Below are 24,352 nucleotides of genomic sequence, written 5' to 3'. Positions count from 1 at the left end.
TGGGAAGGCTTAGACAGCTAGGAGGTTGGCTTAGAAGCAGCCATCCTTTAAAGAAAGCGTAATAGCTCACTAGTCGAGTCGGCCTGCGCGGAAGATGTAACGGGGCTCAAACCATGCACCGAAGCTACGGGTGTCACGCAAGTGACGCGGTAGAGGAGCGTTCTGTAAGCCTGTGAAGGTGAGTTGAGAAGCTTGCTGGAGGTATCAGAAGTGCGAATGCTGACATGAGTAACGACAATGGGTGTGAAAAACACCCACGCCGAAAGACCAAGGTTTCCTGCGCAACGTTAATCGACGCAGGGTTAGTCGGTCCCTAAGGCGAGGCTGAAAAGCGTAGTCGATGGAAAACAGGTTAATATTCCTGTACTTCTGGTTATTGCGATGGAGGGACGGAGAAGGCTAGGCCAGCTTGGCGTTGGTTGTCCAAGTTTAAGGTGGTAGGCTGAGATCTTAGGTAAATCCGGGATCTTAAGGCCGAGAGCTGATGACGAGTGTCCTTTAGGACGCGAAGTGGTTGATGCCATGCTTCCAAGAAAAGCTTCTAAGCTTCAGATAACCAGGAACCGTACCCCAAACCGACACAGGTGGTTAGGTAGAGAATACCAAGGCGCTTGAGAGAACTCGGGTGAAGGAACTAGGCAAAATGGCACCGTAACTTCGGGAGAAGGTGCGCCGGTGAGGGTGAAGGACTTGCTCCGTAAGCCCATGCCGGTCGAAGATACCAGGCCGCTGCGACTGTTTATTAAAAACACAGCACTCTGCAAACACGAAAGTGGACGTATAGGGTGTGACGCCTGCCCGGTGCCGGAAGGTTAATTGATGGGGTTAGCGAAAGCGAAGCTCTTGATCGAAGCCCCGGTAAACGGCGGCCGTAACTATAACGGTCCTAAGGTAGCGAAATTCCTTGTCGGGTAAGTTCCGACCTGCACGAATGGCGTAACGATGGCGGCGCTGTCTCCACCCGAGACTCAGTGAAATTGAAATCGCTGTGAAGATGCAGTGTATCCGCGGCTAGACGGAAAGACCCCGTGAACCTTTACTATAGCTTTGCACTGGACTTTGAATTTGCTTGTGTAGGATAGGTGGGAGGCTTTGAAGCGTGAACGCCAGTTTGCGTGGAGCCATTCTTGAAATACCACCCTGGCAACTTTGAGGTTCTAACTCAGGTCCGTTATCCGGATCGAGGACAGTGTATGGTGGGTAGTTTGACTGGGGCGGTCTCCTCCTAAAGAGTAACGGAGGAGTACGAAGGTGCGCTCAGACCGGTCGGAAATCGGTCGCAGAGTATAAAGGCAAAAGCGCGCTTGACTGCGAGACAGACACGTCGAGCAGGTACGAAAGTAGGTCTTAGTGATCCGGTGGTTCTGTATGGAAGGGCCATCGCTCAACGGATAAAAGGTACTCCGGGGATAACAGGCTGATACCGCCCAAGAGTTCATATCGACGGCGGTGTTTGGCACCTCGATGTCGGCTCATCACATCCTGGGGCTGAAGCCGGTCCCAAGGGTATGGCTGTTCGCCATTTAAAGTGGTACGCGAGCTGGGTTTAGAACGTCGTGAGACAGTTCGGTCCCTATCTGCCGTGGACGTTTGAGATTTGAGAGGGGCTGCTCCTAGTACGAGAGGACCGGAGTGGACGAACCTCTGGTGTTCCGGTTGTCACGCCAGTGGCATTGCCGGGTAGCTATGTTCGGAAAAGATAACCGCTGAAAGCATCTAAGCGGGAAACTTGCCTCAAGATGAGATCTCACTGGAACCTTGAGTTCCCTGAAGGGCCGTCGAAGACTACGACGTTGATAGGTGGGGTGTGTAAGCGCTGTGAGGCGTTGAGCTAACCCATACTAATTGCCCGTGAGGCTTGACCATATAACACCCAAGCAATTTGCGTCGAATGAGCAGATTGCGGTGTATGAAGACGAAGTGAACCGAAAGTTTGCCACGCACAAAACACCAAAGACTGTCACGTACCCGATTCGCTGGAGCGTTGCCCAGGCAACGAGCTGGCTACCGAATTTCTTGACGACCATAGAGCATTGGAACCACCTGATCCCATCCCGAACTCAGAAGTGAAACGATGCATCGCCGATGGTAGTGTGGGGTTTCCCCATGTGAGAGTAGGTCATCGTCAAGATTAAATTCCGAAACCCCTATCTGCGCAGGCAGGTAGGGGTTTTGTCTTTTGCGGTGTTGAAACGGGCGTTGAAACGTCCGGTGCAGGGCTTGCCCGTACAAAGGCCGCCTCCATCCTCCAGGCATAAAAAAACCACCTTCGCAGGTGGTTTTTCAATACCCGGGATTCACTCCCCGCGATAGATGCAACCGCTGGTGCAGGTCTCGTGGATCCGGATCGCCGACAGCTCAGGCAGCAGTGGCTTCAGTTCCTTCCAGATCCACTTCGCCAGGTTTTCGCTGGTGGGGTTTTCCAGGCCGGGAATCTCGTTCAGATAGTTGTGGTCCAGGCGCTCGTACAGCGGCTTGAAGATCGCCTTGATCTCGGAGAAGTCACGAATCCAGCCGGTATGCTGATCGATATCACCGCTCAGGTGGATCGCCACCTTGAAGGAGTGGCCATGCAGGCGGCCACACTTGTGCCCGGCGGGCACGTTGGGCAGGCGGTGGGCGGATTCGAACGTAAACTCTTTGAAGATTTCCACTGGTGGACCTGTATAGCTGGCGGGGTAAGGGCTTGAGCAGATACCGGTATTCCAGTGTACTGCTCAATGTACTGATTGTTCGTTGCTGGGGGTCAAAGAGGCCATCCATTTATTGATTTCGGACTGGCGCCAGGCGACCGACTTTGGGCCTATCTTAACCTGTTTTGGGAACGTGCCTTCCTTAATTCGTGTGTAGATGGTGTTGCGGCCCATGCCGGTGATGCGCAGCACATCGGGCAGCCGAAGCAGGCGATCAATGCTCTCTGTGTTTGTCATATAGCCTCCTCAGGCCAGTAAGTGATGACCAGCCTTCACGGCCTCGGCCGCTTCCTTGGTCTTGAACATCAGTTTCGATTCGCCCGGTTGCCCCTCGGACTCGTATTTCACATCGACCCACCAGTGGCCGAATTTCTTGTAGGGCTGCGTCATCACTTGGGTGACGTAGCAGTCGATCAGGTTCATGGATGGTCTCCACGCCGCCGGCGGCGGCAGGTTGGTGGTCAGGCCGCTGATTGCGTGTCAAGCCGAGTGCGGAGTGCATCTGCAGCTTCCGCCGCGGCGTCGATTGTTTTGTGGTATCCGCCGTAGTGAATCTTTCGATTGCGGAAGACTTGAACGAACCACCTGTTCTTCCGCCCATCCCAATACACTCCTGAAAAACCGCTTGCCGGAGGCTTTCGGGTCACTACTCGATGGGCCTGGTTGGCTGCTGGCGTTAGCAGGCGAAGATTGACCCATCGATTGTCATCGCGAATGCGGTTGATGTGGTCGACGTGCATGCTTTCGTCTGGGTGTTCGCCGGTCATATACAGCCACGCCAGCCGGCCGGCCCGATGCTTAACTCGGTCAATAGCGATGGCTAGGTATCCATCCTTGTCGAGTTGACCGACCTTGCGGTTTTGGTCGGGCCATGTCCTGGTGAACTTCCCAGTTTCAGGGTCGTAGTGAATCTTCTCTTTCAGGCGCTCGTGCGTGAGCTCTCTTGTTTTCATGAGTGCAAACGTCCTTGCCCGCGCGGAAGGCGGGCTGGTTTTAGGTGAGGGGTTAGGCAGCTGGCGCTGCCTTTATCTTGTTCCAGTGCCGCCAGATGTTCTCTTCGGGCACTTTCTTCTGCAGCGTGAACTCGCAATCGTTGCAGATGACCCAACTGAGGCTGAGCGATGAACTGCTATCGAGCTCCAGGTTGTCGCTTCCGCATTTCGGGCAAGGTTTCAGCTCTTCACTCATCTCGGCCCCCTGTAGATCAGGTAGGCCATGTAGGTGAGGGCGATCATGGCATCAGCTCCTTGGGCGGCAAAGGGAGTGCATGCCAGTGGGTAGGCTCGTATTCGTCGCCCCCATCACTGTCTACGGCATCCCACTTCCCATCGGCGAAGTAATGGCCGTAGCAGGCCGACCACATCCAACTATCATCGATTGAGGCGCGCTCGCCGATCACCATGATGTCGCCATCCATTCGGATCCAGACGGGAGTATCCAGGGGTGGCAGCTCATCGCTGCATTTGATCCACTGGCTCATGGCTTGCGCTCCAGGGCGGCGCGGGCTTGCCAGGCCGCGAAGGCATGACGCATCCAGTCCTGGATGAATACGCCTTCTGCCGTCTTCCTGTAGTCAGCACTGGCGAAGTGTCGATCGGCCCATTCACGGAATTCGGCTTCCTCGCATTCCATGCACTGATCGCCGAGGTCTTTGCAGATCGCGCATTCCGCCCGCTCATCGCGCTCAACCGGCGCATCCCACTTGCAATCCGGGCAAGCATCCATGATCGGCTCTGGCGGCTGGTTGTAGCCTTGATCTGCCATCTTCCCGAGTACACCTCGCCCTGGTCCTGGCACGTGCTGCACTTCGGCGCGCTCGGCTCTGCGCTGGCGGACACCTCCAGAAAGCCCATAACGTCCAGAAGCATCATGCAGCAATTCGCCACGTCGGCGGCGTGTTCTTTGATTTCATCCTCCCAGGCATACATCCTGGCATTATTCAGCTTGCGGACATGGTGCTCGATTTCAGACATGGCCGTTTCTCTCGTCATTTTCAGCCAGCCTTCGCGGTCACCCTTGTGGCTGTTCGCCTCCAGCTCTTTGCGCATCAGATCAACGAACGGGCGCAGCGTGTCGCCGTACTTGCCGAACAGCGCCTCCCGCTCGGCCAGCTGGGCGCGCTGGTTTGAAATGCGCATGCTCTGCCGCATGATCTGCGCGTCAGAGTGCTTGATGACCTCACGCAGCCGCTCAACCTCGCCAGGATCTGCGTGGGTGTAGAGCGGCTCTACTGCTCCGCCTTCACCGTTTTCCTTGAAAATGTGCGCATTGTGTTCGCTACTCGACAAGTACCACATCCCGCCAGGATGGGTCTGGTAGCGCCAAGCCACCGGCTCACCCTGCACCGGACGGGTGTAAAGCGGCCCAAGCTTGGCGATGTGATCGAGGCAGGCGTTCCAGCCATAACCTCTCGCCGCATCCATCGGAAGTGGATATGCAGATGGATTTTTCCGCGCAGGCAGCGCCACCGGCTCGACACCCCCGGCCGTGGGCTTGCAGGTGCACGGCAGCCGGCCCTGGTTGCAGTCGCACATCTTCTGTTCGTTGCTCATTTCTGCATCTCCCGTGCGCGCAGCTCGGCCATCTCTCGCTGGCGAGCTTTGCTGCATTTGTCGTGGTTGCCGTGCGCCCGCGATTTACCGCACTGGTCGCACATGACGTTGAGGTCGAGCGCCTTCATCGGGCGCCCGCGGATCTGGGCCTTGCGGCGGAGGGCGGTCATGGGCTTTTCGCCTGTTGAATGCTGTAGCCCAGGCGCCCCTCGCCAATGGCCTGTGCCTCGAATAGCTCAACGACCTCTGCTGGGGCGTCGAAAAAACCAAGCCGACCTTTGCATGGGTGGAAATTCATTGGCCACGGGTCGCGCAAGACGAACCCCTTCTCACCCATGTACCAGGGCGAGTCGCTGGTATCGACGCTATCCGCCAGCTCGACCGAACCGATGATGCCTCCGCGCTGCAGATCAGAAAGCGACATGGGAATGGGAAGCCCGCGCAGCATGCAGAACCTGTTGGCCGCATGCAGCTCGCGGCGGGTCATGCCTTGCGCCGCATGAATCAGGAACCGGCCTCGGAACTTGGTGTGCCAGGTTCGATTCTCGATGTCCTTGCCGCCATGGATGATCAGCCAGGCCCAGGGCTGGCGAATGGAGAGTGTCTTCATACCCAACCCGCAACGCATCAATCACGTCGACCATGCCCGCGCATAGCTGCCGGGCTTCTCTGCTGCTGTCACCGTCAGCCGGCCGATGATCTTTTCAGCGACACGGCGGTCGTGGATCTCGTCGCCGGCGGAGCGGACGACGTCAAGGGCATCACGCCGCCCCTCGTTGCGCATGACGGTGTTGATGGGGCCGCTGATCTTGATGACCGGCAGCACGTCCGGCAGGTTTGCGAGCAGGTCCGCGAAGCTGTGGGCCTTCGGTTTCGGTGTTGCGGGCACGGCTGTGCCGAGGGCGCGGGCGAGCGCCTGTTTGGCTATCTGGTTCATGGAAGATCCTCGCACCGGGCGGCGCTCAGGTTTGAAATGGTGGGGGAGGTCAGTCGCCGCAGAAGCAGTCGATGCCCTCGTCTACTTCGGAAAAGAGGTCGTACTGTATTTCTGCGTAATCCATCATCTGCTGGTAGCTCGGACGATCCTTGCGAAAGCGCGCCCCATCGCCGGCGAACTGGCCGGATGACTGCGTCGCCCGCTCCTGCGTCGCCCACCATTCGCCGCGGCTGCGGTCGCTGGCAATTATTGAGTAGACCTGGCCCAGCGGCTTTAGGAAGCACAAGTCGCAATTCCCTTCCAGCGTTCGACCGTTGACCGTCGCCAACTGCAGGTTGAACGGTTGAGCCAGCCAGAATGCGCCTACGTCATGCACTGATACCCCAGCATCTGCCAGCGGCATACGCATTTGCTCCCGTGGCGTTTCAGTGCTGGTCCCCCGCGCCCTGATCTTCGCCACTCGGCGTTGTTCGTCAGCCCGGATGCCTACCATCTGATCCCACTCACCATCGACGTTTGTCCAGCCAATGTGTTTCAGGTAGCGGTGCATGGTTCGGATCTTCAGCTCGACTGTGCAGAACCGCGTCACTGGGTTGGGCAGGTACTTCCGCTTGCGGATTACGGATTCGAAAGGCTCACCCTGGCGGCTGGCGCTGGCGAAATCCACCACGGCAAAGCCAAGGTCGTTGTCGCGATACTCCAGCCAGGTGATCGGCACCGCCCAGTGTTCGGCGCATTCCCGAACAAACTCCAGGGTGGCAGGGTGCTCTTTCCCGGTGTTGGCAAACAGCACCAGCAAATCACTGTGGTCTTCGTTTGCATCTAACACCTGGCGAAGCATGTATGCGCTGGTGCGCCCCCCGAAAAGCTCAGGACTGTTTTCCCACGCAGGTGGTAGGGGTTCATGAATTCCTCCAGGCACGAAAAAGGCGCCCGGAGGCGCCTATGGGTTGGTGTCAAACGACCTGGTCCAGCGTGGCGACCACCTTGTAGCCGTGCTCCAGGGCGTCGTTATCGTTTGGGATAGGTCTTCGTTAGATCGCCGTTGACGACATGACCGCGGCGCAGAACAAGGTTTGCCAGGGCGGCTCGGTCTTTCTGGCTGTGGCTTGCCTGTGTGAACAGGCCAAAGTAGCTGTTGAATGAATTATTCAGCGCGACTTTTTCGGAAAGCCCTGGCATCACCAGTCGTGCCAAGCGCCTCATCAACCGTCCACCCCTTGCGAAGCCGGTTTTGTATGGTCTGCGACTTGATTCCAAGCTTTTCGGCCCACTCACTCATGCCGAGCGTTTCGCCGCGGAAGGTGATCAGCTTATTGGTGGACTGATTGCGGGCCTGTTGAACCCGCGTTGCCCAGCGGCAGTTGCCGGGTGAATAGCCTTTGTTTCCGTCCTTACGATCCAGCGTGAAGCCATCCCCCGGGCATTCGCCCATATCCGCAAGGAATCGCTCAAAGTCATTCCACTCTGCGCAGATGCCGATTCCGGAACCACCATATTGCGGGTAGTTGCTGGCGTTCTTATTCAGGCACCTGGCACGCATTGACCGCCATCGCTTGTGCGTCAGGCTTCCGGTATGCCTGTGGGTTACGTGATTGTTTTTCTCTTTCCGAATACAGCCACAGCTTTGTGTTGCGCCGGAACGCATATTCCCAGCTATCCCTACGAATTCTGTTCCGCATGAGCAGATGCACTGAACGGATGAAGCGCTATCCCAGCGGATGACGGTGAGGCGCCCGAATGTTTCGCCCGGTTCAAACTTTGCCATTGGTGCAGACCCTCGGTGGAAAGAATTATGCGTTGTCGGCGGAGCGCTGCGACCGTTCGTGCTATCTACGTCGCCTCGACGATTTCTCATCGGGGAAACTGTGCCGGACCTGCTCGGACGCTTTAGACCGTCGGTATCCGTGTGTGCACATGGCGGTGGCCCGAAGGCCAGCGGCGCGACCAGATTCAATTCGCACAGACCTGAAAGCCTTGACCTTCAGGTAGCGGGCGCGGTTGGTGAGCTGCGTTTCCAGGCGCTGGCCTGCTTTCCGATTGAGGTTGTCACCTCCATCGTGCCGGCGTGCTGGGTAACGCTGATGAAGCGGTTTTCCTTGAATAGGCGCATGAGCAGCTCGATCACCTGGACCTTCTCAACTAGTGACGTGAGATGTGGTCGCTTGTCCTGCGTGGCGTTCGCCCGCGCAATCAAGATCAACACATCGACGCACTCGTCGATAGCCCGCCGACCCAATGACTGCTTGAGTTCCCGCGGGATGTTCTTGGTGATGTTGGTAGCCATCTGCAAAAGACCGCTGGCGGCCTTGTATATCGAAAGCTCAGTATGCATTGCCATGCGTTGCCCCTCCTTGGGCTCCGGCCGCAAGCGGCCGGTTAAATGAATGAATTACTGAATAAGCTCGCTGCGGACGGGGCGGACGCGGAGCTCGCTGCTCTTGACGCAGTTGGTCTGAAAGCCAACACCGAAGACCACGCTGAATGCGCTGCCGGCGGAGCGCTGCGAAGATGACCAGTACCAGGTGTCCGTGAACGCCTCCGGGCCACCTTCGCGGAAGGCTTCATGCACGGTCTGTGCTGGGTCTTCCTCGCTGTACAGTTTGCCGACCGGCTCGCTGTTCGGGTTGTCGCCATCGCGCCGGCCTGCCCAGTTTTCCTGGGTCGTCGGCTTGAAGTGGCGATACTGAAGTTCTTGCACGTCACGTGCTGGGATGGCCCAGTCGGTGAATCCGCCGATATCCAGCGCCAGGACCTTCTGCGCCAGTTCGCTGCCGGCTGCGGCCATCGATTCGGTGTTGGAGCGGCTGTTGGTGAGGCTGTCAGCGCCTTCGATTTTCACGCCATATTCTCCCCATTCTCCCTCCAGTTCATGGGCGGCGCAGGCGGTGATGTTCAGGTAACGCTTTCCGGTGTCCGGGTCGCGGGTGATGCCCGTCACGAAACCGCCGCCGTATGCCTGGCCAATAGCGGGAATAGTTGCTTCAGGTTTTGCTTTCTCAACTGCGCTCATGTGGTGCTCCTTTCGTGTAGGCAACAAAAAAGGCGCTGATGCGCCCTGGATCGAATGAATGAAGGATTAAATGAAGAACCTGCGGACGGGGCGGACGCGGAGCTCGCTGCTCTTGCCGCGGCCGTACTGATTGCCAACATCGAAGTACATGCTGAATGCGTAGTCGGCGGAGCGCTGCGAACTCGACCAGTAATAGCAGTCTTGTGCGAAGATCTGCGGGCAGTTCACCCAGCCCTGGTACAGTTCGGCCGCGGCCGGCAGGTAGAAGTCATTGTGCCCGTCGGCGGTGTAGTCGGAAGCTGCGCTGGCAGCAGGATGGCCGCCTTCGGATAGCAGGATCGCAGAGTTCGACATGCCATCAGTCTTGCTGGTTGCCTTCGACTCTTCGCCTCGGCGTCCGTACTCGTGATCGCCGACGTCGTCTTTTGCGAAGATCAGGTAGTGCGCTGGCACGTCGCCGCGAGCCTGGACGAAACCGCCGTTGATGCCGCCTTGCTCGGGCCAATACGAACCAGCCTCCGGAATATCAGATGCGGTGCCGTTTGCCGCAACTTGAGCGGATGGTGCAATGTGGCTGACGACACTCGCCAGCACCAGGCCGGCTACCGTTGCCGCCGGCATCTTGATTGTTGCTTCGCCGACTTTCAGAGTGACCATTTCAGGTTTCATGCTGTTTCCTCTTGGGAGATGCGCAGCGCTTCGCGCCGGCAGAAGTTTTCGAGTTTCAGCGCCACGGAATTCGATACGGTGATTTCGTGGCGCGGCGGAGTGAGAAAGGGAAGGGCGCCGATAGGGCCAAGGCTGTGCAGGTGATGAATCATCAGGGTCATCGCTTCGCCCTGTTCAGTCAGGCCGGCCCAGGCCATCAAGTCCGAGAGGGCCTTTTTAGTCCCTGGTCGAACCTTCAAACGCAGGTCTTCTTCCTGCCTCTCTGTTGACTTGGTGCGCCGGCGCCGATCGCGTTCGGCCTGATCCATTGCCATAGTTTCCCTCCAGGCCGCTGGGTGGCAGATGAACCCAGGACTGCCGTTTGCGTTGCTGCACGCGCGCTGCTCGGCGCATCAGCGGGTCACCACCGGATAGTCGATGTTGTGGTCAGCGATGATTCGCCGGATCAACGTTGAGCTGATTTCGAGCTCTTTGCACGCCTGGTAGCGGGTTATTCCGCGGTCCATGCAATCCTTGATTTTTGCAACAAGCTCGGCGTCTTGCTTGGGCTTTCGCTTGTTCGGCGCATAGGCTTTCTTCGGGCCGGCGAGGAACTGGATGCCATATCGCTTGGCGATTCCGCGCAAGACCCCCAGCGAAAGACCCTCCCGCTCACATATCTCTTCACGGTTGAGCGTTTTTGCCAGCTCACGAATTCTGCGTGCCTGGGTGTCTGACGCCGATTTGACTGATGCACTCTGGAAGTTCGGGGTCTGTATGCGCTCAACCACGGACACACCTGGTGATACAGTGACTTGGCGAACATCTATTTTTCCGCCGGCAGCGAGGAAGGCTTCGACAGAAGAAGCGAGAGAAGCGCGAAGTGTTTCGTTCTGCTGGATTAGGCTGAGTTCGTTGCTGATCATGCTGCAATTCCTACAACGCGATTCATGCGATCGTCGAGAATTTCGTAGAAGGTCTTCACACGCTCGGAAAGCTTCCGGATCATCGCCTCGTCGCGATAGACGCGCTTGACGAACAGAGGAATCCCGGGCCAGTAGCTGATGAAGTCCAGCCATTCGCGCTCGGAAACCCAAAGGCCGCCTTGGCACTGAGCCATGTGCTCTTTGGGGACCTCGCCGGCCAGAATGACTTCGACCTGCAGTTTCGGCAGTTTGGTCTTGATCTCGGTCAGTCCCTTGTCGCCGACAAGGGCATCTGGCGAGTAGCCAATTCCGTGATTGAGGATGATCCCTACTTGATGGGTCTGGACTTCCTCGCGGTCGCAGTACAGGCCTCTAGCGGTGCCTTCCAGTTCATGCCCGCGCTCGGTATGGCGGTTACCAGTGAACGGGTCTGCCGCCTCGCCGGTGATACGCTCACCGATAAGGGTGTTCATGTAGGTGAAGGCGCCAGCGCCGAAGCCTGCCTCGCCTTTTCCGTTAACCAGCAAGCAGTCCAACTCGCTGCAGGTGATAATGCCCAGGCGCAAGTCCAGCCACGCCTGGGTGCCTTGCTCGACGTCACTGATTATCTGCATTTGCGGCCTCCGCAGCCTTGATGGCTTTGTTTAGTTGCGCAACCAGCAGGTCATGGCGACCCTTCGGCACGCATTCGGCTGTTCCGTACTCGCTGGTAAACCAGTCGCGGGTCTTCTGCGTGCAGCGGTCGAGTAGGGCAGTGATGCCGGCCGCCTGAACGATGGTGACGTTGGTCGTCGGAACCGCCGCATGGCCGTCATCATCTTCGCCACGAGTCGTTAGGTTGAGCAGGGCGCTCATGACGTAGCGCTTGCCGTAGCTTGTGGACGAGCCGACTGCCTGGACGGCGTTTTTGCTGCCGCTGGTGTCGAGCGGTAGAAGCATGGTTGTGCTTTCGCGGTGACCTGCCTTGTGCATCAGGATGCCGGTCACTTCCATACCACCCTGGACATTCTGAACCTTGAAGGTGATCGCGAACCCGTGGGTCTGCATGATCGGCTTGATGACATCGTTGATGTCTTCGAAGGTGGCGTAGTCGCTGCGCTTCTGGCCATTCACGACGATGGCGCCGCGCTCTGCAATGCTCGGGATGTCGCTCTGCATGGCGGCCATAGCAGCGTTGAACTCCGCCTCGGCATCCCTGGCCTGCATTCGTTCATGCATCGCCATGAGGCGTTCGAGTTTGTCGATATCGCAGGTTGGATCCGTCGCAGCCCGGCTGATTACAGCAAGGATGCTGTTGTCGGTGCTGGAAGGCAGCGCTGCGGCTTGGCGTCGCTGCTCGGGCGCGATGATTTGACCGCTCATGTTCTGCACCTCAGTACTGGATGGTGATATTGGGAATCTTGCGCTGGACGATCAGGGTGACAGCCTGCTTGGCACACGCTTCCGGCATGCCGCCGGCGATGAACGCCTCCAGTGCAGCGCGATTGACGCTGCGGCGATGGGCCTCGTCGGCTTCGCGGGCGTTCTGCTGACGGATGATCTCGTCGGCCGCTTCCTGGGCGCGGCGCTGCTCGTCCAGGCGAGCCTGCTCGGCAGCCTGTTCGGCCCGGCGCGCGGAATCCAAACGCTCCTGCTCGGCCCGTTGCTCAGCCGCAATACGGTCAGTCTCGGCCTGCTGCCGTGCACGCTCGGCTTTTTCGGCCTGCAACTTCAATTCCAGCTCGCGGTGCTCGGCGGCCTTCTGTGCTTCATGTTCCCGTCGAGCAGCGGCCTCGCGCTCGGCTGCGGCAAGTTCTTCTGCCTCTCGCCGGGCGCGCTCTTCTGCTTCCCGTGCGATCTGCGCCTCACGATCAGCTTTCTCCCGGGCTTCGGCTTCGGCGCGAAGCCGGGCCAGTTCCACCTGCTCGGCCTCGTATTTCTGCCGAGCATCCAGCGCGGCTCGTAGCGCGCATAGGACATGGTCCTTCACCTGGCCCGCCTCAGCGGCGAATTCCTCCCAGGTATCGCCCAATCCGACTTCCTCAACCTTTCCGATCCGGTCCAGCAGATCCTCGCTGGTAAGTTGACTCAGTTCGGCGCCGTGCGCCCTCAGTCTTTCGATACCCTGCTCATGCTCGGCTACCCGGGCGGCTTCTGCTTCCTCCCATTCGGTCAGCGGCCGACGAGTCTCGTCCCGCAGGGCGTCCATTTTTGTCACAAAGTCCCGTAGCTCGGCCTCGACGACCTTGGGCAGTTCCTTCAGGTGGCGCAGATAATCGCGCCCGGGCTTTTCAACTGCAGACTTAGACTTGCTGACCTTTGCTGCCAGGCTGGCGATGCGCTCACGACCTTTGCGGGTTGTCAGATCTGGCACCTCGCCGGTCACCTCGGCCTTCACCTTGTCGAAGAAAGGGAGCAGGCCACCGGCAACGTAGATTGCCGGGGCGTTGGCGGCCGAGATGTCGTCAATCGAGATGACTTGCTGTGCTGCGGACATGACAGTTCCTTGCCGCGTCTAGCGCAGCGATAGAAGGGGTTGGTTACTGGGTGACACGATCAGCGAGAGCGCTGAGCAGCATCAAGAATGTGAAGATGGCGAGGGCGGGGAATGAGCCGCGCCAGATGAGAAGGCGCCGGCGGCGCTGTGCCTGCGTCATTTCTGCACCTGAACAGATGGAAATTGCCGTGGCTCGCCGTTCTCGCGAAACAGGCTGTACTGCGTCAGCGCAACCACAAGCCCCCAGGCAATGACCCACCAGAAGACTTTCATTGCGGTCTCCGGTATGCAGTGGGCATGAAGACGAAATGGTCTGGGCTGTCTTCGATCACGCACCAGTTCCCGCTGACGAGACGATCCATCAGTTCAGCGAACGTGTAGTGGCGCGTTTTCACAGTGATCCGTTTCATAGCGACACCTCGCAGGCCCAACGGCCATTCAGTCGTGCAGGCTGGCGGACCCACTTCACGTCAGCCAGGAACAAAAAGCCCTGCAATTGCAGGGCGGTGGTAATGCCTTCCAGGGTTCCGGCGATGATGCTCACGGCACAGTCCTCCGTATGTCGGCCATGAAGGCGTCGGCCTGGGCCTGATAGAAGCGATCGAAGCGACCCTTGTACGTCGAGTACTCCGAATCGTTGATCGCACCAAGGGCGTAGGCCATTTCCACGGCCATCGACGTTTCGCGGAACAGCCCTTCCGAGGCCTGGCCGGCGCGCAGGCAGTCGAACCGAGCGTCGATCATGCCGACTGCAATGCTGTGGCGGCTCATGCTGCCCACCGGCGCCGGGTGCCCCGGTTGTCGATCTCGAACCAGATTTCCCGTTCGATGGCGATAGCGTTGACGCTTGCGATCGCCTGAAGGTAGTGAGCCGGGACGCCCATCGGGATGCCGTCATCGTCGTAAGTGACGCCAGAAACAACGTGCCACTCAAGCTCGCGGCAGCCCTGGAAATCCCAGTCGCTGTCACGCACCCAAGGGCGAGGCGGTTCGTTGATGCACAACGTGACCTTGACCAGCAGGGCCACGCCTTCCACTGCGATTTCGTAGTTCATGGGGCCCTCCTGGGCGTCGATCGTTCACCTGTATTCGTCAGCGCTCGCACTCGACTGATTGCCGGTGGGCGCCGGGGAGCGCTGACGAATAGATGCGAAAAAGAAAGCCCCGCTGGACGTCGGGGCTTTCACCGTGTGTAACCAATGCATGTCGTTACAGATTTTGGGCGGGGCCTTCAGCGCCAGAACACCGGGACCCCGATTCGCAATCGAGGTTTTTCGCGGACTCTGGTCGGCCGATCGGCTGGCAAGCGTTCTTCAGTTGGCGGTTCTGGCCGCACATGACTGAGCGCTGCGCCGATCAGGATTAAGATGAGCATGATTTTCTCCGATCTTTTGACTGATGCGGATTGCATCGACCGGGAACTCCCAGTCCTTCTGCTTTCTGCATCGGGGTGTGATCTGGCCGGCGCTGATCTCCGGCTTTGCTGGCTTGGAAGCGGAGCCATCCAGCTGCTCAATTCACTGCATTTCTGCGCGTGACCGCTTGTACCTAGTAAACAGCGCATCAGCCTGCGCATTCAGATCACACTCCGATGCAGCCTGCGCTTCGGCACGCAGGTGACCGGGCCGGTCTTTCCCGGCTGTCAGGGAAATCGAATTAAAGGAATGAATTACTGAATGAGTAATCTGCGGACGGGGCGGACGAGACGCTCGCGGTCCTTGCCGGCGTCGTCGAGCCAGCCATCTCCGAAGCCCATGGTGTAGGCGAGGTTGGCTGAGTACTGCGAAGATGACCAGACCCACCCAAAGTCGTTGCTCCCCAGGTTCAGCCATGCTTCGTACAGCTCAGCAGCGGCCGGCAGATAGAAGTCGGCATGACCATCAGCTTTGTGTTCGTACGCGGCTACAGCGGCGGGGTAATCGGTATCGGATTCGACCAGGGCCTGGGTGTTCGCCAGGCCGTCGATCATGCTCTTTGCCGGAGATTCCTCGCCGTAAGGGCCCCACTCAAAACGGCCCAGTTCGGCGCCGATGATCAGGTGATAGGCCTCATGGCCGTTGCGCGCAGGAACGATGCCGGCGTAGATGCCGCCTTGGCCTTCCCATATTTCACCGATTGCGGGGGGAGTCAGTTTCTGTTGTTCGGTCATTATCGTATCCTGCGTGGGTGATGTGGGTTATGCGCGACGCGCTTCAGCCATGGCTGATGCGCGGGTGTTTGCTGCGAGATCGGCAGCCCAGAATCGGCCGGCCTGAACGTGGGCGATGATGTCCCGGTTCGCTGCACGGGCTTTCTGGACGAGTGCTTGCTTGGTCATGTTCGTGTCTCAAGTGGATTCCCAATGCCGCCTCATAGAAGCGGCATCAGTGAATACGTGGTCTTCCTGAGCTCCGTTACGCGCCACGGTGGCCTGGGCCGAACTCGGGCAAAAAATGCCTTAGTTCAATTCCTCCCCATGCGCGGCGCCGGAGTCCTCTCTCTGGCCGGGTCACACATTTCGTGGACGGTGTTCTTCCCGACTGGCTTGCATGGTTTGGCGTACCTCAATGAGTGAGGTCCGGCAGGTTCCAGAGCCTGCATGGGGATCGAAATTTGTGTTTCGCGCTGTACCTGGTTCCAGGGATCGATCCGCGAAGATTTCAGATTTTTAAAGAGCGGTGGCCTTGAGGGCCTGCCGGGTGGTGTGCGCCGGCTGTGGAATGAAATATAGGGTAGCCTTTATTTCGAGTCAACAGGTTTCCCTTTATTTTTTTCTAGGCAAAAAAAATCCCGCTCAAGGCGGGGTATTTGGCTGGTCGGGATGGGTGGATGGGTCACTTACCCCATATTTGCCCGCTAGGCCCACAGTTCCGATCGATGGATGCTAGGGCCTCTTCCGCTGTGTACTGCCCGCTTTCATAGCCATCTAGGTTGGCCTGAATAAGAGCCCGACAGTTCTTGGGAAATCCAGTGCTTCCATATGTAGGCCTTGCATTCAGGTCATCTGCCGGCCGAGCCAGATATCCGATGACGACTCCAAAAGATAAGGCGACTACAATTTTTAGGGATTGACCCATCAGACGTTACCTGCAGGAAATGACCAAGCTGCGGCTGCTCGAAGAAGATCCATAGAGGCCATACTGCGTAGCACCTATTGATGAGCTTCCATCTGTATCCTTGTTAAGGACATCGTAGCCGCGGGAGCCGCATATGGCGCCAGCCTTCTCGTAGCATTGCCCCCAGTTCAATGCTTTGCCCGAGCAATTAATGGTATGAGCCTCTCGGCCATCCGGCCCGTAAGTCTTAGAAGATGTCACGCAACCCGTCAAAGCCAGAAGAATTGCAGCAGCAAAAACTGTCTTCATCATTTCATCCTTGTTGATTAGTAACGGCTCAAGACCTTGCTGGGCGCAAGGATGTTGCCGACGTAGTGAATCCGATCGATATCCTTCCAGGGGATAGTGCGGCGCTCTCCGTATGCCGAATTCACAGACATAAGACTGACGCTTTCGCCGTTGTCAAAGAGCAACTCTTTAACCATGCTCTGGCCGTCAACGGTGCAGACCATCACGTACTCTCCAGGAACCAGGCGGTGATTTGGTTCGCAAATTGCGATCCATCCATCACGTATGGCAGGAGCCATTGAGTCGCCTTTAAGTCTTAGAGCATAAGCGTTCTCGTCCCTGGAATAGCTCTCCACCCATCCTTCTGAGTCTCCCAATCCACTCCAGTAACCGTCCGGACCTAGCTGAGCCGTACCCATAATCTCAATCCTTCGGGGCGATGAGAGTATTGGCGGACCAATTTCGACGTTGGACTCATCACTTGACTCCATCGTCCCTATACCTTCTGACAACCAGAGGGGGTCTACGCCACAAATTGTCGCTAGCTTCACCACGTGCCCGCTGGTTCTGGTGAGTCCGCGCTCTATTTCAGAGACGGAGGCCTGCTTAATGCCGGCCCGCTCCGCGAGCTCAACCTGGGTTAGGCCGGCTTTTTTTCGTGCTTGCTTGAGTCTGTCTTTAAGTTCCATGTGCGCGACAGTAAAGGCTGTCCTTTCATGTTGCAAAAAGGTGTTCCTTTCGTCTAGCATAAAGGCATCCCTTTATATGGGCGGAGAATCATGAGCAACCAATTTGAAAAACTAGTCGCGCATTTCGGCTCCCAGAACGCTACCGCCTCTGCTTTAGGCGTAAAGCAGGGGACTGTTAGCGGCTGGGTGAGAGGTCTGCACGGGTGCACGGCAGAGGTTGCCATGCGAGCCGAGATCATCACCAAAGGCGCTATCAAGGCTCGCGATTTGCGCCCAAGCATTCCGCATCAAGCGGCTTAACCATCACGCAGATCAGGAGAGATAACGCATGAGCGACCTATCAAGGCCCAGTCACAAACACATCAACCAGACAAAAGTCCTGCTCGATGACGAGTACGACGAATGGCTGCAAAGCGCAGCGCGCATTCACCGAACGCCAAAAGCTGTGTTGGCCCGCGAAATCCTGAAGTCCTGGCTTCATGAATCTGTTGCTGATTTTAAGCGCGGCACCAACGCAGCCTGAAGCAATACCGCAGGGACCGCGTAGGGACCGGAGGGGATATGTCAGAGCAAGACAGCGGGTTGGTACTCGGGGATTTGCTGGACGAGGAAGAGCTGAAGGCCTTCCAGGAAGAGGCGAAATTCAGAGGGTTGACGCTGGATCAGCTGGCAAAACAGGCAATCCAGCAAACCATCACCGATCGGACCAGGCCCAAGACAATGAGTGGAGTGCTGCAGGCGTTCCACAAGCGGTAGGAATCCCGAAATCCGGGCATGAAAAAGCCGACGGATCAGGTCGGCTTATTCGATAACACCAAGTGAGAGGAATCATGACAAACATCGTCCCATTACGCAATACCGGGGGTTTACCCGGATGGACAATCAGTTAATGGATGGCCTGATGGCTATCGACCTGTCCGCGCGCGAGATGAAGATCGTGCTGTACGTGGCGAAGGCCACACTGAACTTCAACGAAGGCGCTCAACGCATCCCGGCCACGGCGATCGCCAAGGCCACCCACATTCACCCTGATACCGTCTCCAAGGCAATCTCTGGCCTGCTGCGTCGTCGCGTGCTGTTCCGTGAAGGTGGAGCGCGTGGAGATATCGGCCTGGCGGACCCGAAAGAGTGGGTATTTGTAGAAGATCCGAAACAGACCAAATCGTCTGACTCGGCTCATATCGTCCGAATCGGATCTGCCTCGAAACAGACCAAAACCGACGACTCCCTTCTCTATTCCAAGAATAAAACCCCCTATGTAAATCTTCCTTCGGAAGATGTTACATGCCCCCCCAAGGTTCAGGCTGATCCGGTTCCTGAGCCAAAGGCTGATCGCAAGACCCCGTTCGGACTGGCACAGTTGCTGGTCGACAATCCGCACCAGGTGCCAGAGCAACTGCTGGCCGACTGGCTGGCCCAGCGCAAGGCGAAGAAGGCCGCCGTCACTGCGACTGTCTGGTCAACCGTGAATTCCGAACTGGCCAAGTGCGCCGAGGCTGGTATCTCCGCATCCGATGCAATCACCGAGGCGCTGTCCGCTGGCTGGCAGGGCTTCAAGGCTCAATGGGTGATCAACCGCATCCGTGATAGCCGCTCGCAGCCAGCCACGAACTCCCGCCACCACGGCTTCGACCTGATCGACTACGCCCGCGGCCGCACCCAGAACGAGGACGGTTCGTATGATTTCTAACGCCATCGACCTGGAAGTGAACGACATCGAGCGCCGCCTTGGCGTGATCGCCAAGCAGCCGGGCAAGTGCGACAAGCACGGCGAGTTCGCGGTGATCATCCGCAAGAGTGGGCAGAGTGGGTGCCCTGAATGCGCTCGTGAGGCCCGTGAGGCCCAGGACTTGATCGACCAGCAGGAAGCCCAAGGGCGAATTGCGGCAGCGCGCCTGGAGCGCAGACTGGGGGCTTCCCTGATCCCTCGCCGGTTCATGGACAAGACCTTCGCCAACTACCGGGCAGAAACTGAGAATCAGCGTCACAACCTGGCCCGGTGCAAGCAGTACGCCGAGAACTTCCGTAAGCACCGCGACGATGGCCGTTGCATCGTCATGACCGGCACCCCGGGCACCGGGAAAACCCACCTGGCCGCCGCCATCGCCGGCTCGATCATGATCACCACCGGCATGACTGCCGTGTACCGCACCGTTGCAGGAATGCTCCAGTACATCAAGGGCAGCTACGGCGACAAGGCCGAGTACAGCGAGGCGCAGGCGTTCGCCAGCTTGGTGGATCCTGACCTGCTGATCATCGACGAAGTTGGCGCCACGAAGCCCAGCGAGTACGAGTTGGCGACCCTGTTCACCGTGATCAACGGCCGCTACGAGGACCAGCGCCCGACCATCGTGATCTCCAACCTGGATTTCGACCGCCTGGGCGAAGTGCTTGGCGAGCGATCAGTAGACCGTCTGCGGGAAGGTCGCGGTATCGGGCTTGTGTTCACTGGTGAGTCGGCGCGAATTCCACGCAAGGAGGGGGTGTGATGGGTGATTACCTCTGGATAAGCCTTGTTTTTTCCATGTGCGTTCTCGGCGGCTGGGTGGGTGCCCACGAAAGCATCAAGAATGACTGCGACCGCATTGGCGGCTTTTACATCGGCAACACCACATATGCCTGTTCAATTGCGAGGACTCGGCCATGACCGACACCATGAACATCAAGCGCGCCGGGCAGCCGGCAGGGGAGGGGGTGTGAGCCTATTCCAGTGTGAAGAGTGCGGTTGCCGCGACAACACCGCTACCAGCGGCTACTGGTTCCGCAATGACGAGGGGAATCCATGCCAAGGCCGAAAGCTTTGCGCAGCGTGTGACCCCAGCATCGGCAAGTGGCACGGCGTGTTCAAGCGTGAATACCTGCCCAAGGGCGAGTTCTTCACCAACCGCCAAGGGAATCTTGAGCACAAGACCACGGGCAAGCTTTGCCACGAGCACCTGGCCGAGGAGAAGCACTGATGGACACCAACAAGATGCGCGAGCAGTTCGAGGCAGCGTTCATCGCTCAGCAGGTTGAAGCTTTTGGCGAATACTCCCGTGGCGGTGCCATCTACAGGCTCAAGCGCAACGGCGATTTCGACAAACCGCCTACGGCTTACGATCTACAGCGCCGCGAACAGGGTATGTACGACGAATATTGGATCGAAATGCTGTGGTGGGCCTGGCGGGCCAGTCGCGAGGCCGTGGTGGTGGAACTTCCTCCAAAGATCAGTCCTTGCAACGTATCGGCGAACGGATATGTGCGCCCAGAGGCAGAGCACTACGACGAAGCCATTGACGACTGCCGCTCCGCAATCGAGGCCCAGGGCCTGAAGGTGAAGCCATGACCATCGACAAAGAGAAGCTGAAGGCGCTGGCTGAGTCCGCAGGCAGCGATGAATGGTACGCCGCTGGCGATCTCCGCTACGGCCGGTTCATCGCCTCTGCTAGCCCGGCCACTGTCCTGGCCCTGCTCGCCGAGAACGAGCGTCTTTCGGCCGACTGCTCAAGCATGCGAGGAAGTTTGAAGGCATATGCAGCCAGCACCAAGAAGCTTGTGCGAGACGGGACCAGAGCAGCGCGCGAGCGCGACAAGCTCAAAGCCGAGCTCGCTGGCCTTCGCACAGGCTACGAAGCGCAGAACGAGATGATTGCGGGGCTGAAGGCTGAGAATGAGGCGCTGCGCAAAGAGTGCGACGCCCGCCACCCGTTCCGAGTAGAGCCAGCTTATGCCGATGGCTGCCTGGTTTGCGGGCAATGGGGAGGTCATGGTGGCCTACCTTGTCCACGCATGGCCGCCATGGGCAAGGGAGAGCAGTCATGACTCCAGTTAGACCTTGTCCAAAATGCCGTGGTTATGACCTTGAGCGCCGCTGGTGTGGTCTTTGCGGTGGTCGCGGAGTGGTAGATCCTGATCGCCGCGATGCGGCAGCAGAAGTGTTCAATTTGTTGCGGGAGGGCAAGTGATGGCTGATCTCGCCCTTATCCGCACCGCCCAGGGGCTCGTGCCAGCAACCGAGGCCGATCGCGAAGCAATCCAGACCTGGAAGGCCGGCCAGGTGATCCATGGCAAGTTCACGAAGATGAGGAACGCCCGGTTCCATGGGAAGTTCTTCGCCATGCTCGACTTGGCCTGGGACTACTGGGAGCCGGTTGGCGGCCTGATCCCGCGCCAGGAGCTGCGCGGCATCCGTGGGCTCGCCAAGTTCTTCGAGGACGCCAACGGGAAGCCCGGGCAGCTTTCGCATGCTGTTGATGCCTACATCGCTCAGCTTGAGAAGGATCGCGCCGAGCGCTTCCCTGTCGTGGACAAGTCCCGTGAGGCGTTCCGTGACTGGATCACGATTGAGGCCGGCCATTACCACTTGGTGCAGACCCCTGACGGCATCCGAAAGGAGCGCAAGTCGATCTCCTGGGCATCGATGGACGACACAGAGTTCGAGCCACTGTATCGCGACGTCTTCAACGCATGCTGGCGGCTGGTGCTATCGGCCCACTTCGAGAGCGAGGAGGCCGCTTTGGCCGCCGCAGACATGATCGGGAGTTTCGCATGAGTATCTACAGCGAAGACATTCAAAAATGGATCAAGCGCAGCAACCGCAAGTGCGCGAAGCTCATCCGCGCCGAAAGTGGAAAGCACCACATCGTCTACTTCGACAAAGGGAAGGCTCGCGTCGGGGTTGTGGCGGACGGCATGTATTGCCGCTACGGAATCTCTTGCCGTGGCGCCATGCATAACACTGACCCCATGAGCCTATGGCAGGCCGGACCGGGAGCATGCACGCAAGCTGATGTGCAGATCATGGTCGACTACCTGAGCGATGCAAGCACACTCCCTGCCTTCGATTTCGGGTCGATCAAGGAGCTGAAATGGTGATCGCCGCCAAAAAGCCACGCCCGAAGAAGTGCAAGAACGCCGCCTGCGGGGCCTCATTCGTTCCGCAGCGCCTTGGACAAGCGGTGTGCAGCTACGCCTGTGGTCTGGCGATCAAAGACGTGCATCAGGACAAGGCCAGGAAGTCCCTGTCCCAGGTCGAGCGGAAAGAGATCAAGGTCCGCAAGGAGAAGCTCAAGTCCCGCGGCGACCACATGCGGGAAGCTCAGCAGGCATTCAACGAGTACATCCGTGCCCGTGATCAGGCCGCCGGCCACCTCTGCATCTCCAGCGGTAAACCGTTGGACTGGAGTGGAAACGCAGTAGATGCCGGCCACTATCGCAGCGTCGGATCGGCTCCACACCTGCGGTTCGATGAGCGCAACTGCCACGCACAGAGTAAGCAGGACAACCGCTTCCTGTCGGGCAATGCCGTGGACTACCGGATCGGCCTCATAGCTCGCATCGGCCTTGCAGCAGTTGAAGCGCTCGAGGCTGACCAGAGCGTGCGCAAGTACACCGTCGATGATCTCAAAGCCATAAAGGCCACTTACCGGGCCAAGACCAGAGAACTGAAGAGGTCTGCAGCATGATGAAACTGCTAGCAATGGGTTGTCCATTAGTGATAAATAGCTTGAAATAATTGATTTCAAATCTACGATAGATTCTAATAATCGTAATTTGATATCACCGGGGCCGAGGCAATGGCGGAGCCAGTTAACACAGCAGGACCTATTGTCGCCCTGGGTGGCCTAAGCGGATTTTCTATGTTTGCCGGGCTTGACCAGGGCGCTGTAATTTCTGCTTTTGGCGGGGCGCTGATGTTTGCCTTCATTGCGAAAGACACTGCGCCTGTGACTCGTATCTTCTGCCTCTTGGCGGCATGGATCTTCGGGTATTACGCAGGCGTTGAGTTGGTCAGCAGGGAGTTCTTGCAGTTTAAGACTCCACCGATCCCATCTTTCGTTGCTGCATTCTTCTGTGTCGCCCTGTTCAAGCTATTGCTGGCTGTGTTCGACAAAGAGGGGAAGGCCTGGGTTAGGAAAAAACTTGGACTTTCCCCGGAGGGTTCAGACAAGTGATTGAGTCGCTTCCCCTCATAAAGGCTGCAGCGTGTGCCGCCATCTTCTGGCGGCTGTTCACGTATGACTGGCCCAAGGATTCTCGATATCGCCTGGGCATGACAGCGGTTGCTGTGCTTGTGATGTTTCTCGTAGGGGCCCAGGCCATCAGCTTGTCGTTAGGCATTGTCTGGGCGGCTCCATTTTTCGATGTCGGCATATACATCGCATTCCTGATCCTGGTTATGGCGGCCAGGGGGAATCTGGCAAAGATCCTGGAGATTCGCCATGGATAGAAACCGCTTGATGAAGCAGCTCAATATCGATGAAGGAAGGCGTAGCCGGCTATACAAGGACACAGCCACGCCCCCCAAATGGACCATCGGCGTAGGCCGCAATATCGAGGACCGAGGGCTGCGCGATGATGAGATTGATCTGATGCTATCTAACGACATCGACGAGGCTGCCAGTATTGCTCGAGCTCTCGTTCCGCAATACGAAAATCTCGACGATGTTCGCCAGGAAGTACTCGTCAACATGGCATTCAATATGGGCATGCCACGCTTGTCTGGGTTTAAGCGCTTCCTCGCTGCGCTAGCTGATCGCAATTACTCCCTGGCTGCTGATGAAATGAAGGATTCGGCCTGGTATCGCCAGGTTGGCGAGCGCGCCGTGCGCCTTGTTCACGCAATGCGTTTCGGTGCCTTCAAATGAGCAGCTTTACTCAGTTCTCCGCCGAGATGTCAGTTCGCTACGACCGCGAAGCAAGCATCGCCCTGGGCGCCGATCACTGGCGCGTCACCAATGGCTTCCGTTTCTACCTGGGCAACGAACACAGCGGAGAGTGGGTGAGCGTACCGGCCGGCTATCTGACTGACGGAGCAAGCGTCCCTCGGCTGTTCTGGAACGTTATCCCGCCGTGGGGCGCATACGGACAAGCTGCAGTAGTCCACGACATCGTGTGCGAGTACTTGAGCATCACAAAGAACGGATTGCCTAAGGCAGTTTCTCGCAAGACCTGCGATGGCATCCTGCTCCAAGCCATGGAGGCTCTCAATGTTCCATGGCTTACGCGCCAGGCGATCTACGGAGCCGTTTCGGCCTATCGGATCATGTCAGGCGTCAAAACCCCATCAACAACCATCCTCAAGCGAAACCTCGAAGCCCAATGGAGGGCGTAATG

At 58.1% G+C, this 24,352-nt stretch carries 42 protein-coding genes and 2 rRNA genes (1 of these 44 running past the window's edge); 18 read left to right on the top strand and 26 right to left on the bottom strand.

Translation table 11 applies throughout. From position 1 onward, the window contains the following. Both ACZ5KU_RS21355 and rrf read left to right on the top strand, forming a co-directional pair. A 23S ribosomal RNA gene (locus tag ACZ5KU_RS21355) occupies nucleotides 1-1,866 on the top strand; it begins 1,025 nt to the left of the window's first position. Nucleotides 1,867-2,015: 149 nt separating this feature from the next. After that, a 5S ribosomal RNA gene (gene rrf / locus ACZ5KU_RS21350) occupies nucleotides 2,016-2,131 on the top strand. 166 nt (nucleotides 2,132-2,297) lie between these two features. On the opposite strand, the gene queD is transcribed toward rrf, so the two are convergent. The 23 genes from queD to ACZ5KU_RS21235 form a co-directional block, all read right to left on the bottom strand. After that, complete coding sequence (gene queD / locus ACZ5KU_RS21345) at nucleotides 2,298-2,654, bottom strand: 6-carboxytetrahydropterin synthase QueD (protein WP_054060215.1); 357 nt, start codon at nucleotides 2,652-2,654, stop codon at nucleotides 2,298-2,300. 63 nt (nucleotides 2,655-2,717) lie between these two features. After that, nucleotides 2,718-2,930: a helix-turn-helix transcriptional regulator gene (locus ACZ5KU_RS21340; protein ID WP_464736234.1), complete on the bottom strand. Its 213-nt coding sequence runs from the start codon at nucleotides 2,928-2,930 to the stop codon at nucleotides 2,718-2,720. A gap of 9 nt (nucleotides 2,931-2,939) precedes the next feature. Further along, nucleotides 2,940-3,116 (bottom strand): hypothetical protein, encoded by a 177-nt coding sequence (locus ACZ5KU_RS21335; protein WP_464736233.1) that lies wholly within the window; start codon nucleotides 3,114-3,116, stop codon nucleotides 2,940-2,942. 38 nt (nucleotides 3,117-3,154) lie between these two features. Beyond that, nucleotides 3,155-3,646, bottom strand: coding sequence for an HNH endonuclease (locus ACZ5KU_RS21330; protein ID WP_464736232.1), 492 nt, complete (start codon nucleotides 3,644-3,646; stop codon nucleotides 3,155-3,157). Nucleotides 3,647-3,698: 52 nt separating this feature from the next. Further along, a complete protein-coding gene (locus ACZ5KU_RS21325) occupies nucleotides 3,699-3,881 on the bottom strand; it encodes a Lar family restriction alleviation protein (RefSeq protein WP_464736231.1) in 183 nt (60 codons plus the stop codon). 43 nt (nucleotides 3,882-3,924) lie between these two features. Continuing rightward, the gene (locus ACZ5KU_RS21320; protein WP_464736230.1) at nucleotides 3,925-4,173 is read right to left on the bottom strand and encodes a DUF551 domain-containing protein; all 249 of its coding nucleotides are present in this window, start codon (nucleotides 4,171-4,173) and stop codon (nucleotides 3,925-3,927) included. After that, nucleotides 4,145-5,245, bottom strand: coding sequence for a hypothetical protein (locus ACZ5KU_RS21315; RefSeq protein ID WP_464736229.1), 1,101 nt, complete (start codon nucleotides 5,243-5,245; stop codon nucleotides 4,145-4,147). Before ACZ5KU_RS21315 ends, ACZ5KU_RS21320 begins: the two co-directional genes overlap by 29 nt. Further along, complete coding sequence (locus ACZ5KU_RS21310) at nucleotides 5,242-5,415, bottom strand: hypothetical protein (protein ID WP_464736228.1); 174 nt, start codon at nucleotides 5,413-5,415, stop codon at nucleotides 5,242-5,244. The genes ACZ5KU_RS21315 and ACZ5KU_RS21310 overlap by 4 nt, the downstream gene beginning before the upstream one ends. Next, nucleotides 5,412-5,855 (bottom strand): ASCH domain-containing protein, encoded by a 444-nt coding sequence (locus ACZ5KU_RS21305; protein WP_464736227.1) that lies wholly within the window; start codon nucleotides 5,853-5,855, stop codon nucleotides 5,412-5,414. The genes ACZ5KU_RS21310 and ACZ5KU_RS21305 overlap by 4 nt, the downstream gene beginning before the upstream one ends. Nucleotides 5,856-5,876: 21 nt before the next feature. Continuing rightward, nucleotides 5,877-6,182, bottom strand: coding sequence for a hypothetical protein (locus ACZ5KU_RS21300; RefSeq protein ID WP_464736226.1), 306 nt, complete (start codon nucleotides 6,180-6,182; stop codon nucleotides 5,877-5,879). A gap of 49 nt (nucleotides 6,183-6,231) precedes the next feature. Then, nucleotides 6,232-7,023: an adenine nucleotide alpha hydrolase family protein gene (locus tag ACZ5KU_RS21295; RefSeq protein WP_464736225.1), complete on the bottom strand. Its 792-nt coding sequence runs from the start codon at nucleotides 7,021-7,023 to the stop codon at nucleotides 6,232-6,234. Between the two features lie 306 nt (nucleotides 7,024-7,329). Next, on the bottom strand, nucleotides 7,330-7,950 hold the full coding sequence (locus ACZ5KU_RS21290) for a hypothetical protein (protein ID WP_464736224.1): 621 nt from the start codon (nucleotides 7,948-7,950) through the stop codon (nucleotides 7,330-7,332). 216 nt (nucleotides 7,951-8,166) lie between these two features. After that, on the bottom strand, nucleotides 8,167-8,523 hold the full coding sequence (locus tag ACZ5KU_RS21285; protein WP_464736223.1) for a four helix bundle protein: 357 nt from the start codon (nucleotides 8,521-8,523) through the stop codon (nucleotides 8,167-8,169). Nucleotides 8,524-8,574: 51 nt separating this feature from the next. Further along, complete coding sequence (locus ACZ5KU_RS21280; RefSeq protein ID WP_464736222.1) at nucleotides 8,575-9,195, bottom strand: Lcl C-terminal domain-containing protein; 621 nt, start codon at nucleotides 9,193-9,195, stop codon at nucleotides 8,575-8,577. Nucleotides 9,196-9,261: 66 nt separating this feature from the next. After that, the gene (locus tag ACZ5KU_RS21275; protein ID WP_464736221.1) at nucleotides 9,262-9,864 is read right to left on the bottom strand and encodes an Lcl C-terminal domain-containing protein; all 603 of its coding nucleotides are present in this window, start codon (nucleotides 9,862-9,864) and stop codon (nucleotides 9,262-9,264) included. Beyond that, nucleotides 9,861-10,178 (bottom strand): hypothetical protein, encoded by a 318-nt coding sequence (locus ACZ5KU_RS21270; RefSeq protein WP_464736220.1) that lies wholly within the window; start codon nucleotides 10,176-10,178, stop codon nucleotides 9,861-9,863. Before ACZ5KU_RS21270 ends, ACZ5KU_RS21275 begins: the two co-directional genes overlap by 4 nt. 78 nt (nucleotides 10,179-10,256) lie before the next feature. Continuing rightward, nucleotides 10,257-10,769 carry a hypothetical protein gene (locus ACZ5KU_RS21265; protein WP_464736219.1) on the bottom strand — a complete coding sequence of 171 codons (513 nt, stop codon included), beginning with the start codon at nucleotides 10,767-10,769 and terminating at the stop codon, nucleotides 10,257-10,259. After that, nucleotides 10,766-11,383 carry a lambda exonuclease family protein gene (locus tag ACZ5KU_RS21260; protein ID WP_464736218.1) on the bottom strand — a complete coding sequence of 206 codons (618 nt, stop codon included), beginning with the start codon at nucleotides 11,381-11,383 and terminating at the stop codon, nucleotides 10,766-10,768. The genes ACZ5KU_RS21265 and ACZ5KU_RS21260 overlap by 4 nt, the downstream gene beginning before the upstream one ends. Continuing rightward, entirely contained in the window at nucleotides 11,367-12,131 is a 765-nt protein-coding gene (locus ACZ5KU_RS21255) for an ERF family protein (protein ID WP_464736217.1), read from the bottom strand. The genes ACZ5KU_RS21260 and ACZ5KU_RS21255 overlap by 17 nt, the downstream gene beginning before the upstream one ends. 10 nt (nucleotides 12,132-12,141) lie before the next feature. Beyond that, nucleotides 12,142-13,245 carry a hypothetical protein gene (locus ACZ5KU_RS21250; protein WP_464736216.1) on the bottom strand — a complete coding sequence of 368 codons (1,104 nt, stop codon included), beginning with the start codon at nucleotides 13,243-13,245 and terminating at the stop codon, nucleotides 12,142-12,144. Nucleotides 13,246-13,651: 406 nt separating this feature from the next. Continuing rightward, nucleotides 13,652-13,789: a hypothetical protein gene (locus ACZ5KU_RS21245; protein WP_464736215.1), complete on the bottom strand. Its 138-nt coding sequence runs from the start codon at nucleotides 13,787-13,789 to the stop codon at nucleotides 13,652-13,654. Next, nucleotides 13,786-14,016, bottom strand: a complete 231-nt coding sequence (locus ACZ5KU_RS21240; protein ID WP_464736214.1) for a hypothetical protein — start codon at nucleotides 14,014-14,016, stop codon at nucleotides 13,786-13,788. Before ACZ5KU_RS21240 ends, ACZ5KU_RS21245 begins: the two co-directional genes overlap by 4 nt. Next, on the bottom strand, nucleotides 14,013-14,300 hold the full coding sequence (locus ACZ5KU_RS21235) for a hypothetical protein (protein ID WP_464736213.1): 288 nt from the start codon (nucleotides 14,298-14,300) through the stop codon (nucleotides 14,013-14,015). The genes ACZ5KU_RS21240 and ACZ5KU_RS21235 overlap by 4 nt, the downstream gene beginning before the upstream one ends. Nucleotides 14,301-14,612: 312 nt before the next feature. On the opposite strand from ACZ5KU_RS21235, the gene ACZ5KU_RS21230 reads away from it, so the two are divergent. Next, nucleotides 14,613-14,783 carry a hypothetical protein gene (locus ACZ5KU_RS21230; protein WP_464736212.1) on the top strand — a complete coding sequence of 57 codons (171 nt, stop codon included), beginning with the start codon at nucleotides 14,613-14,615 and terminating at the stop codon, nucleotides 14,781-14,783. Between the two features lie 131 nt (nucleotides 14,784-14,914). Here the strand turns inward: ACZ5KU_RS21230 and ACZ5KU_RS21225 are convergent, their stop codons facing one another. The 3 genes from ACZ5KU_RS21225 to ACZ5KU_RS21215 all read right to left on the bottom strand — a co-directional run bounded on the left by ACZ5KU_RS21225 (nucleotide 14,915) and on the right by ACZ5KU_RS21215 (nucleotide 17,317). Next, entirely contained in the window at nucleotides 14,915-15,394 is a 480-nt protein-coding gene (locus ACZ5KU_RS21225) for a DUF1566 domain-containing protein (protein ID WP_464736211.1), read from the bottom strand. A gap of 27 nt (nucleotides 15,395-15,421) precedes the next feature. Continuing rightward, nucleotides 15,422-15,562 (bottom strand): hypothetical protein, encoded by a 141-nt coding sequence (locus ACZ5KU_RS21220; RefSeq protein ID WP_464736210.1) that lies wholly within the window; start codon nucleotides 15,560-15,562, stop codon nucleotides 15,422-15,424. Between the two features lie 1,044 nt (nucleotides 15,563-16,606). Continuing rightward, nucleotides 16,607-17,317, bottom strand: coding sequence for an XRE family transcriptional regulator (locus ACZ5KU_RS21215; protein ID WP_464736209.1), 711 nt, complete (start codon nucleotides 17,315-17,317; stop codon nucleotides 16,607-16,609). 30 nt (nucleotides 17,318-17,347) lie between these two features. Between ACZ5KU_RS21215 and ACZ5KU_RS21210 the strand changes: the two genes are divergently transcribed. The 15 genes from ACZ5KU_RS21210 (at nucleotide 17,348) to ACZ5KU_RS21140 (ending at nucleotide 24,350) form a co-directional block, all read left to right on the top strand. After that, the gene (locus ACZ5KU_RS21210; protein ID WP_464736208.1) at nucleotides 17,348-17,557 is read left to right on the top strand and encodes a Cro/CI family transcriptional regulator; all 210 of its coding nucleotides are present in this window, start codon (nucleotides 17,348-17,350) and stop codon (nucleotides 17,555-17,557) included. A gap of 28 nt (nucleotides 17,558-17,585) precedes the next feature. Continuing rightward, complete coding sequence (locus tag ACZ5KU_RS21205) at nucleotides 17,586-17,780, top strand: hypothetical protein (protein WP_464736207.1); 195 nt, start codon at nucleotides 17,586-17,588, stop codon at nucleotides 17,778-17,780. Between the two features lie 38 nt (nucleotides 17,781-17,818). Next, nucleotides 17,819-18,013 carry a hypothetical protein gene (locus tag ACZ5KU_RS21200; protein WP_464736206.1) on the top strand — a complete coding sequence of 65 codons (195 nt, stop codon included), beginning with the start codon at nucleotides 17,819-17,821 and terminating at the stop codon, nucleotides 18,011-18,013. 118 nt (nucleotides 18,014-18,131) lie between these two features. Beyond that, on the top strand, nucleotides 18,132-18,947 hold the full coding sequence (locus ACZ5KU_RS21195) for a replication protein (protein ID WP_464736205.1): 816 nt from the start codon (nucleotides 18,132-18,134) through the stop codon (nucleotides 18,945-18,947). Next, the gene (locus tag ACZ5KU_RS21190; RefSeq protein WP_464736204.1) at nucleotides 18,937-19,746 is read left to right on the top strand and encodes an ATP-binding protein; all 810 of its coding nucleotides are present in this window, start codon (nucleotides 18,937-18,939) and stop codon (nucleotides 19,744-19,746) included. Before ACZ5KU_RS21195 ends, ACZ5KU_RS21190 begins: the two co-directional genes overlap by 11 nt. Next, the gene (locus ACZ5KU_RS21185; RefSeq protein WP_464736203.1) at nucleotides 19,746-19,904 is read left to right on the top strand and encodes a hypothetical protein; all 159 of its coding nucleotides are present in this window, start codon (nucleotides 19,746-19,748) and stop codon (nucleotides 19,902-19,904) included. The genes ACZ5KU_RS21190 and ACZ5KU_RS21185 overlap by 1 nt, the downstream gene beginning before the upstream one ends. Nucleotides 19,905-20,213: 309 nt before the next feature. Then, complete coding sequence (locus ACZ5KU_RS21180) at nucleotides 20,214-20,582, top strand: hypothetical protein (protein WP_464736202.1); 369 nt, start codon at nucleotides 20,214-20,216, stop codon at nucleotides 20,580-20,582. Beyond that, a complete protein-coding gene (locus ACZ5KU_RS21175; protein ID WP_464736201.1) occupies nucleotides 20,579-21,058 on the top strand; it encodes a hypothetical protein in 480 nt (159 codons plus the stop codon). Before ACZ5KU_RS21180 ends, ACZ5KU_RS21175 begins: the two co-directional genes overlap by 4 nt. A 142-nt stretch (nucleotides 21,059-21,200) precedes the next feature. Next, on the top strand, nucleotides 21,201-21,788 hold the full coding sequence (locus tag ACZ5KU_RS21170) for a DUF1367 family protein (RefSeq protein ID WP_464736200.1): 588 nt from the start codon (nucleotides 21,201-21,203) through the stop codon (nucleotides 21,786-21,788). Continuing rightward, nucleotides 21,785-22,111, top strand: a complete 327-nt coding sequence (locus tag ACZ5KU_RS21165; RefSeq protein ID WP_464736199.1) for a hypothetical protein — start codon at nucleotides 21,785-21,787, stop codon at nucleotides 22,109-22,111. The genes ACZ5KU_RS21170 and ACZ5KU_RS21165 overlap by 4 nt, the downstream gene beginning before the upstream one ends. Next, nucleotides 22,105-22,701 (top strand): recombination protein NinG, encoded by a 597-nt coding sequence (locus ACZ5KU_RS21160; protein ID WP_464736198.1) that lies wholly within the window; start codon nucleotides 22,105-22,107, stop codon nucleotides 22,699-22,701. The genes ACZ5KU_RS21165 and ACZ5KU_RS21160 overlap by 7 nt, the downstream gene beginning before the upstream one ends. A 111-nt stretch (nucleotides 22,702-22,812) precedes the next feature. Further along, nucleotides 22,813-23,190, top strand: a complete 378-nt coding sequence (locus ACZ5KU_RS21155) for a putative holin (protein ID WP_464736197.1) — start codon at nucleotides 22,813-22,815, stop codon at nucleotides 23,188-23,190. Next, nucleotides 23,187-23,465, top strand: a complete 279-nt coding sequence (locus tag ACZ5KU_RS21150) for a phage holin family protein (protein ID WP_464736196.1) — start codon at nucleotides 23,187-23,189, stop codon at nucleotides 23,463-23,465. Before ACZ5KU_RS21155 ends, ACZ5KU_RS21150 begins: the two co-directional genes overlap by 4 nt. Continuing rightward, nucleotides 23,458-23,883, top strand: a complete 426-nt coding sequence (locus ACZ5KU_RS21145) for a glycoside hydrolase family protein (RefSeq protein WP_464736195.1) — start codon at nucleotides 23,458-23,460, stop codon at nucleotides 23,881-23,883. Before ACZ5KU_RS21150 ends, ACZ5KU_RS21145 begins: the two co-directional genes overlap by 8 nt. Beyond that, nucleotides 23,880-24,350 carry a DUF1353 domain-containing protein gene (locus ACZ5KU_RS21140; protein WP_464736194.1) on the top strand — a complete coding sequence of 157 codons (471 nt, stop codon included), beginning with the start codon at nucleotides 23,880-23,882 and terminating at the stop codon, nucleotides 24,348-24,350. The genes ACZ5KU_RS21145 and ACZ5KU_RS21140 overlap by 4 nt, the downstream gene beginning before the upstream one ends. The last annotated feature ends 2 nt before the right edge of the window (nucleotides 24,351-24,352 follow it).

The organism is Pseudomonas sp. Tof1 (genome assembly GCF_055390395.1).
Note: the sequence above shows the minus strand (reverse complement) of the source record. Positions and strands in the feature narration are given on the sequence as shown.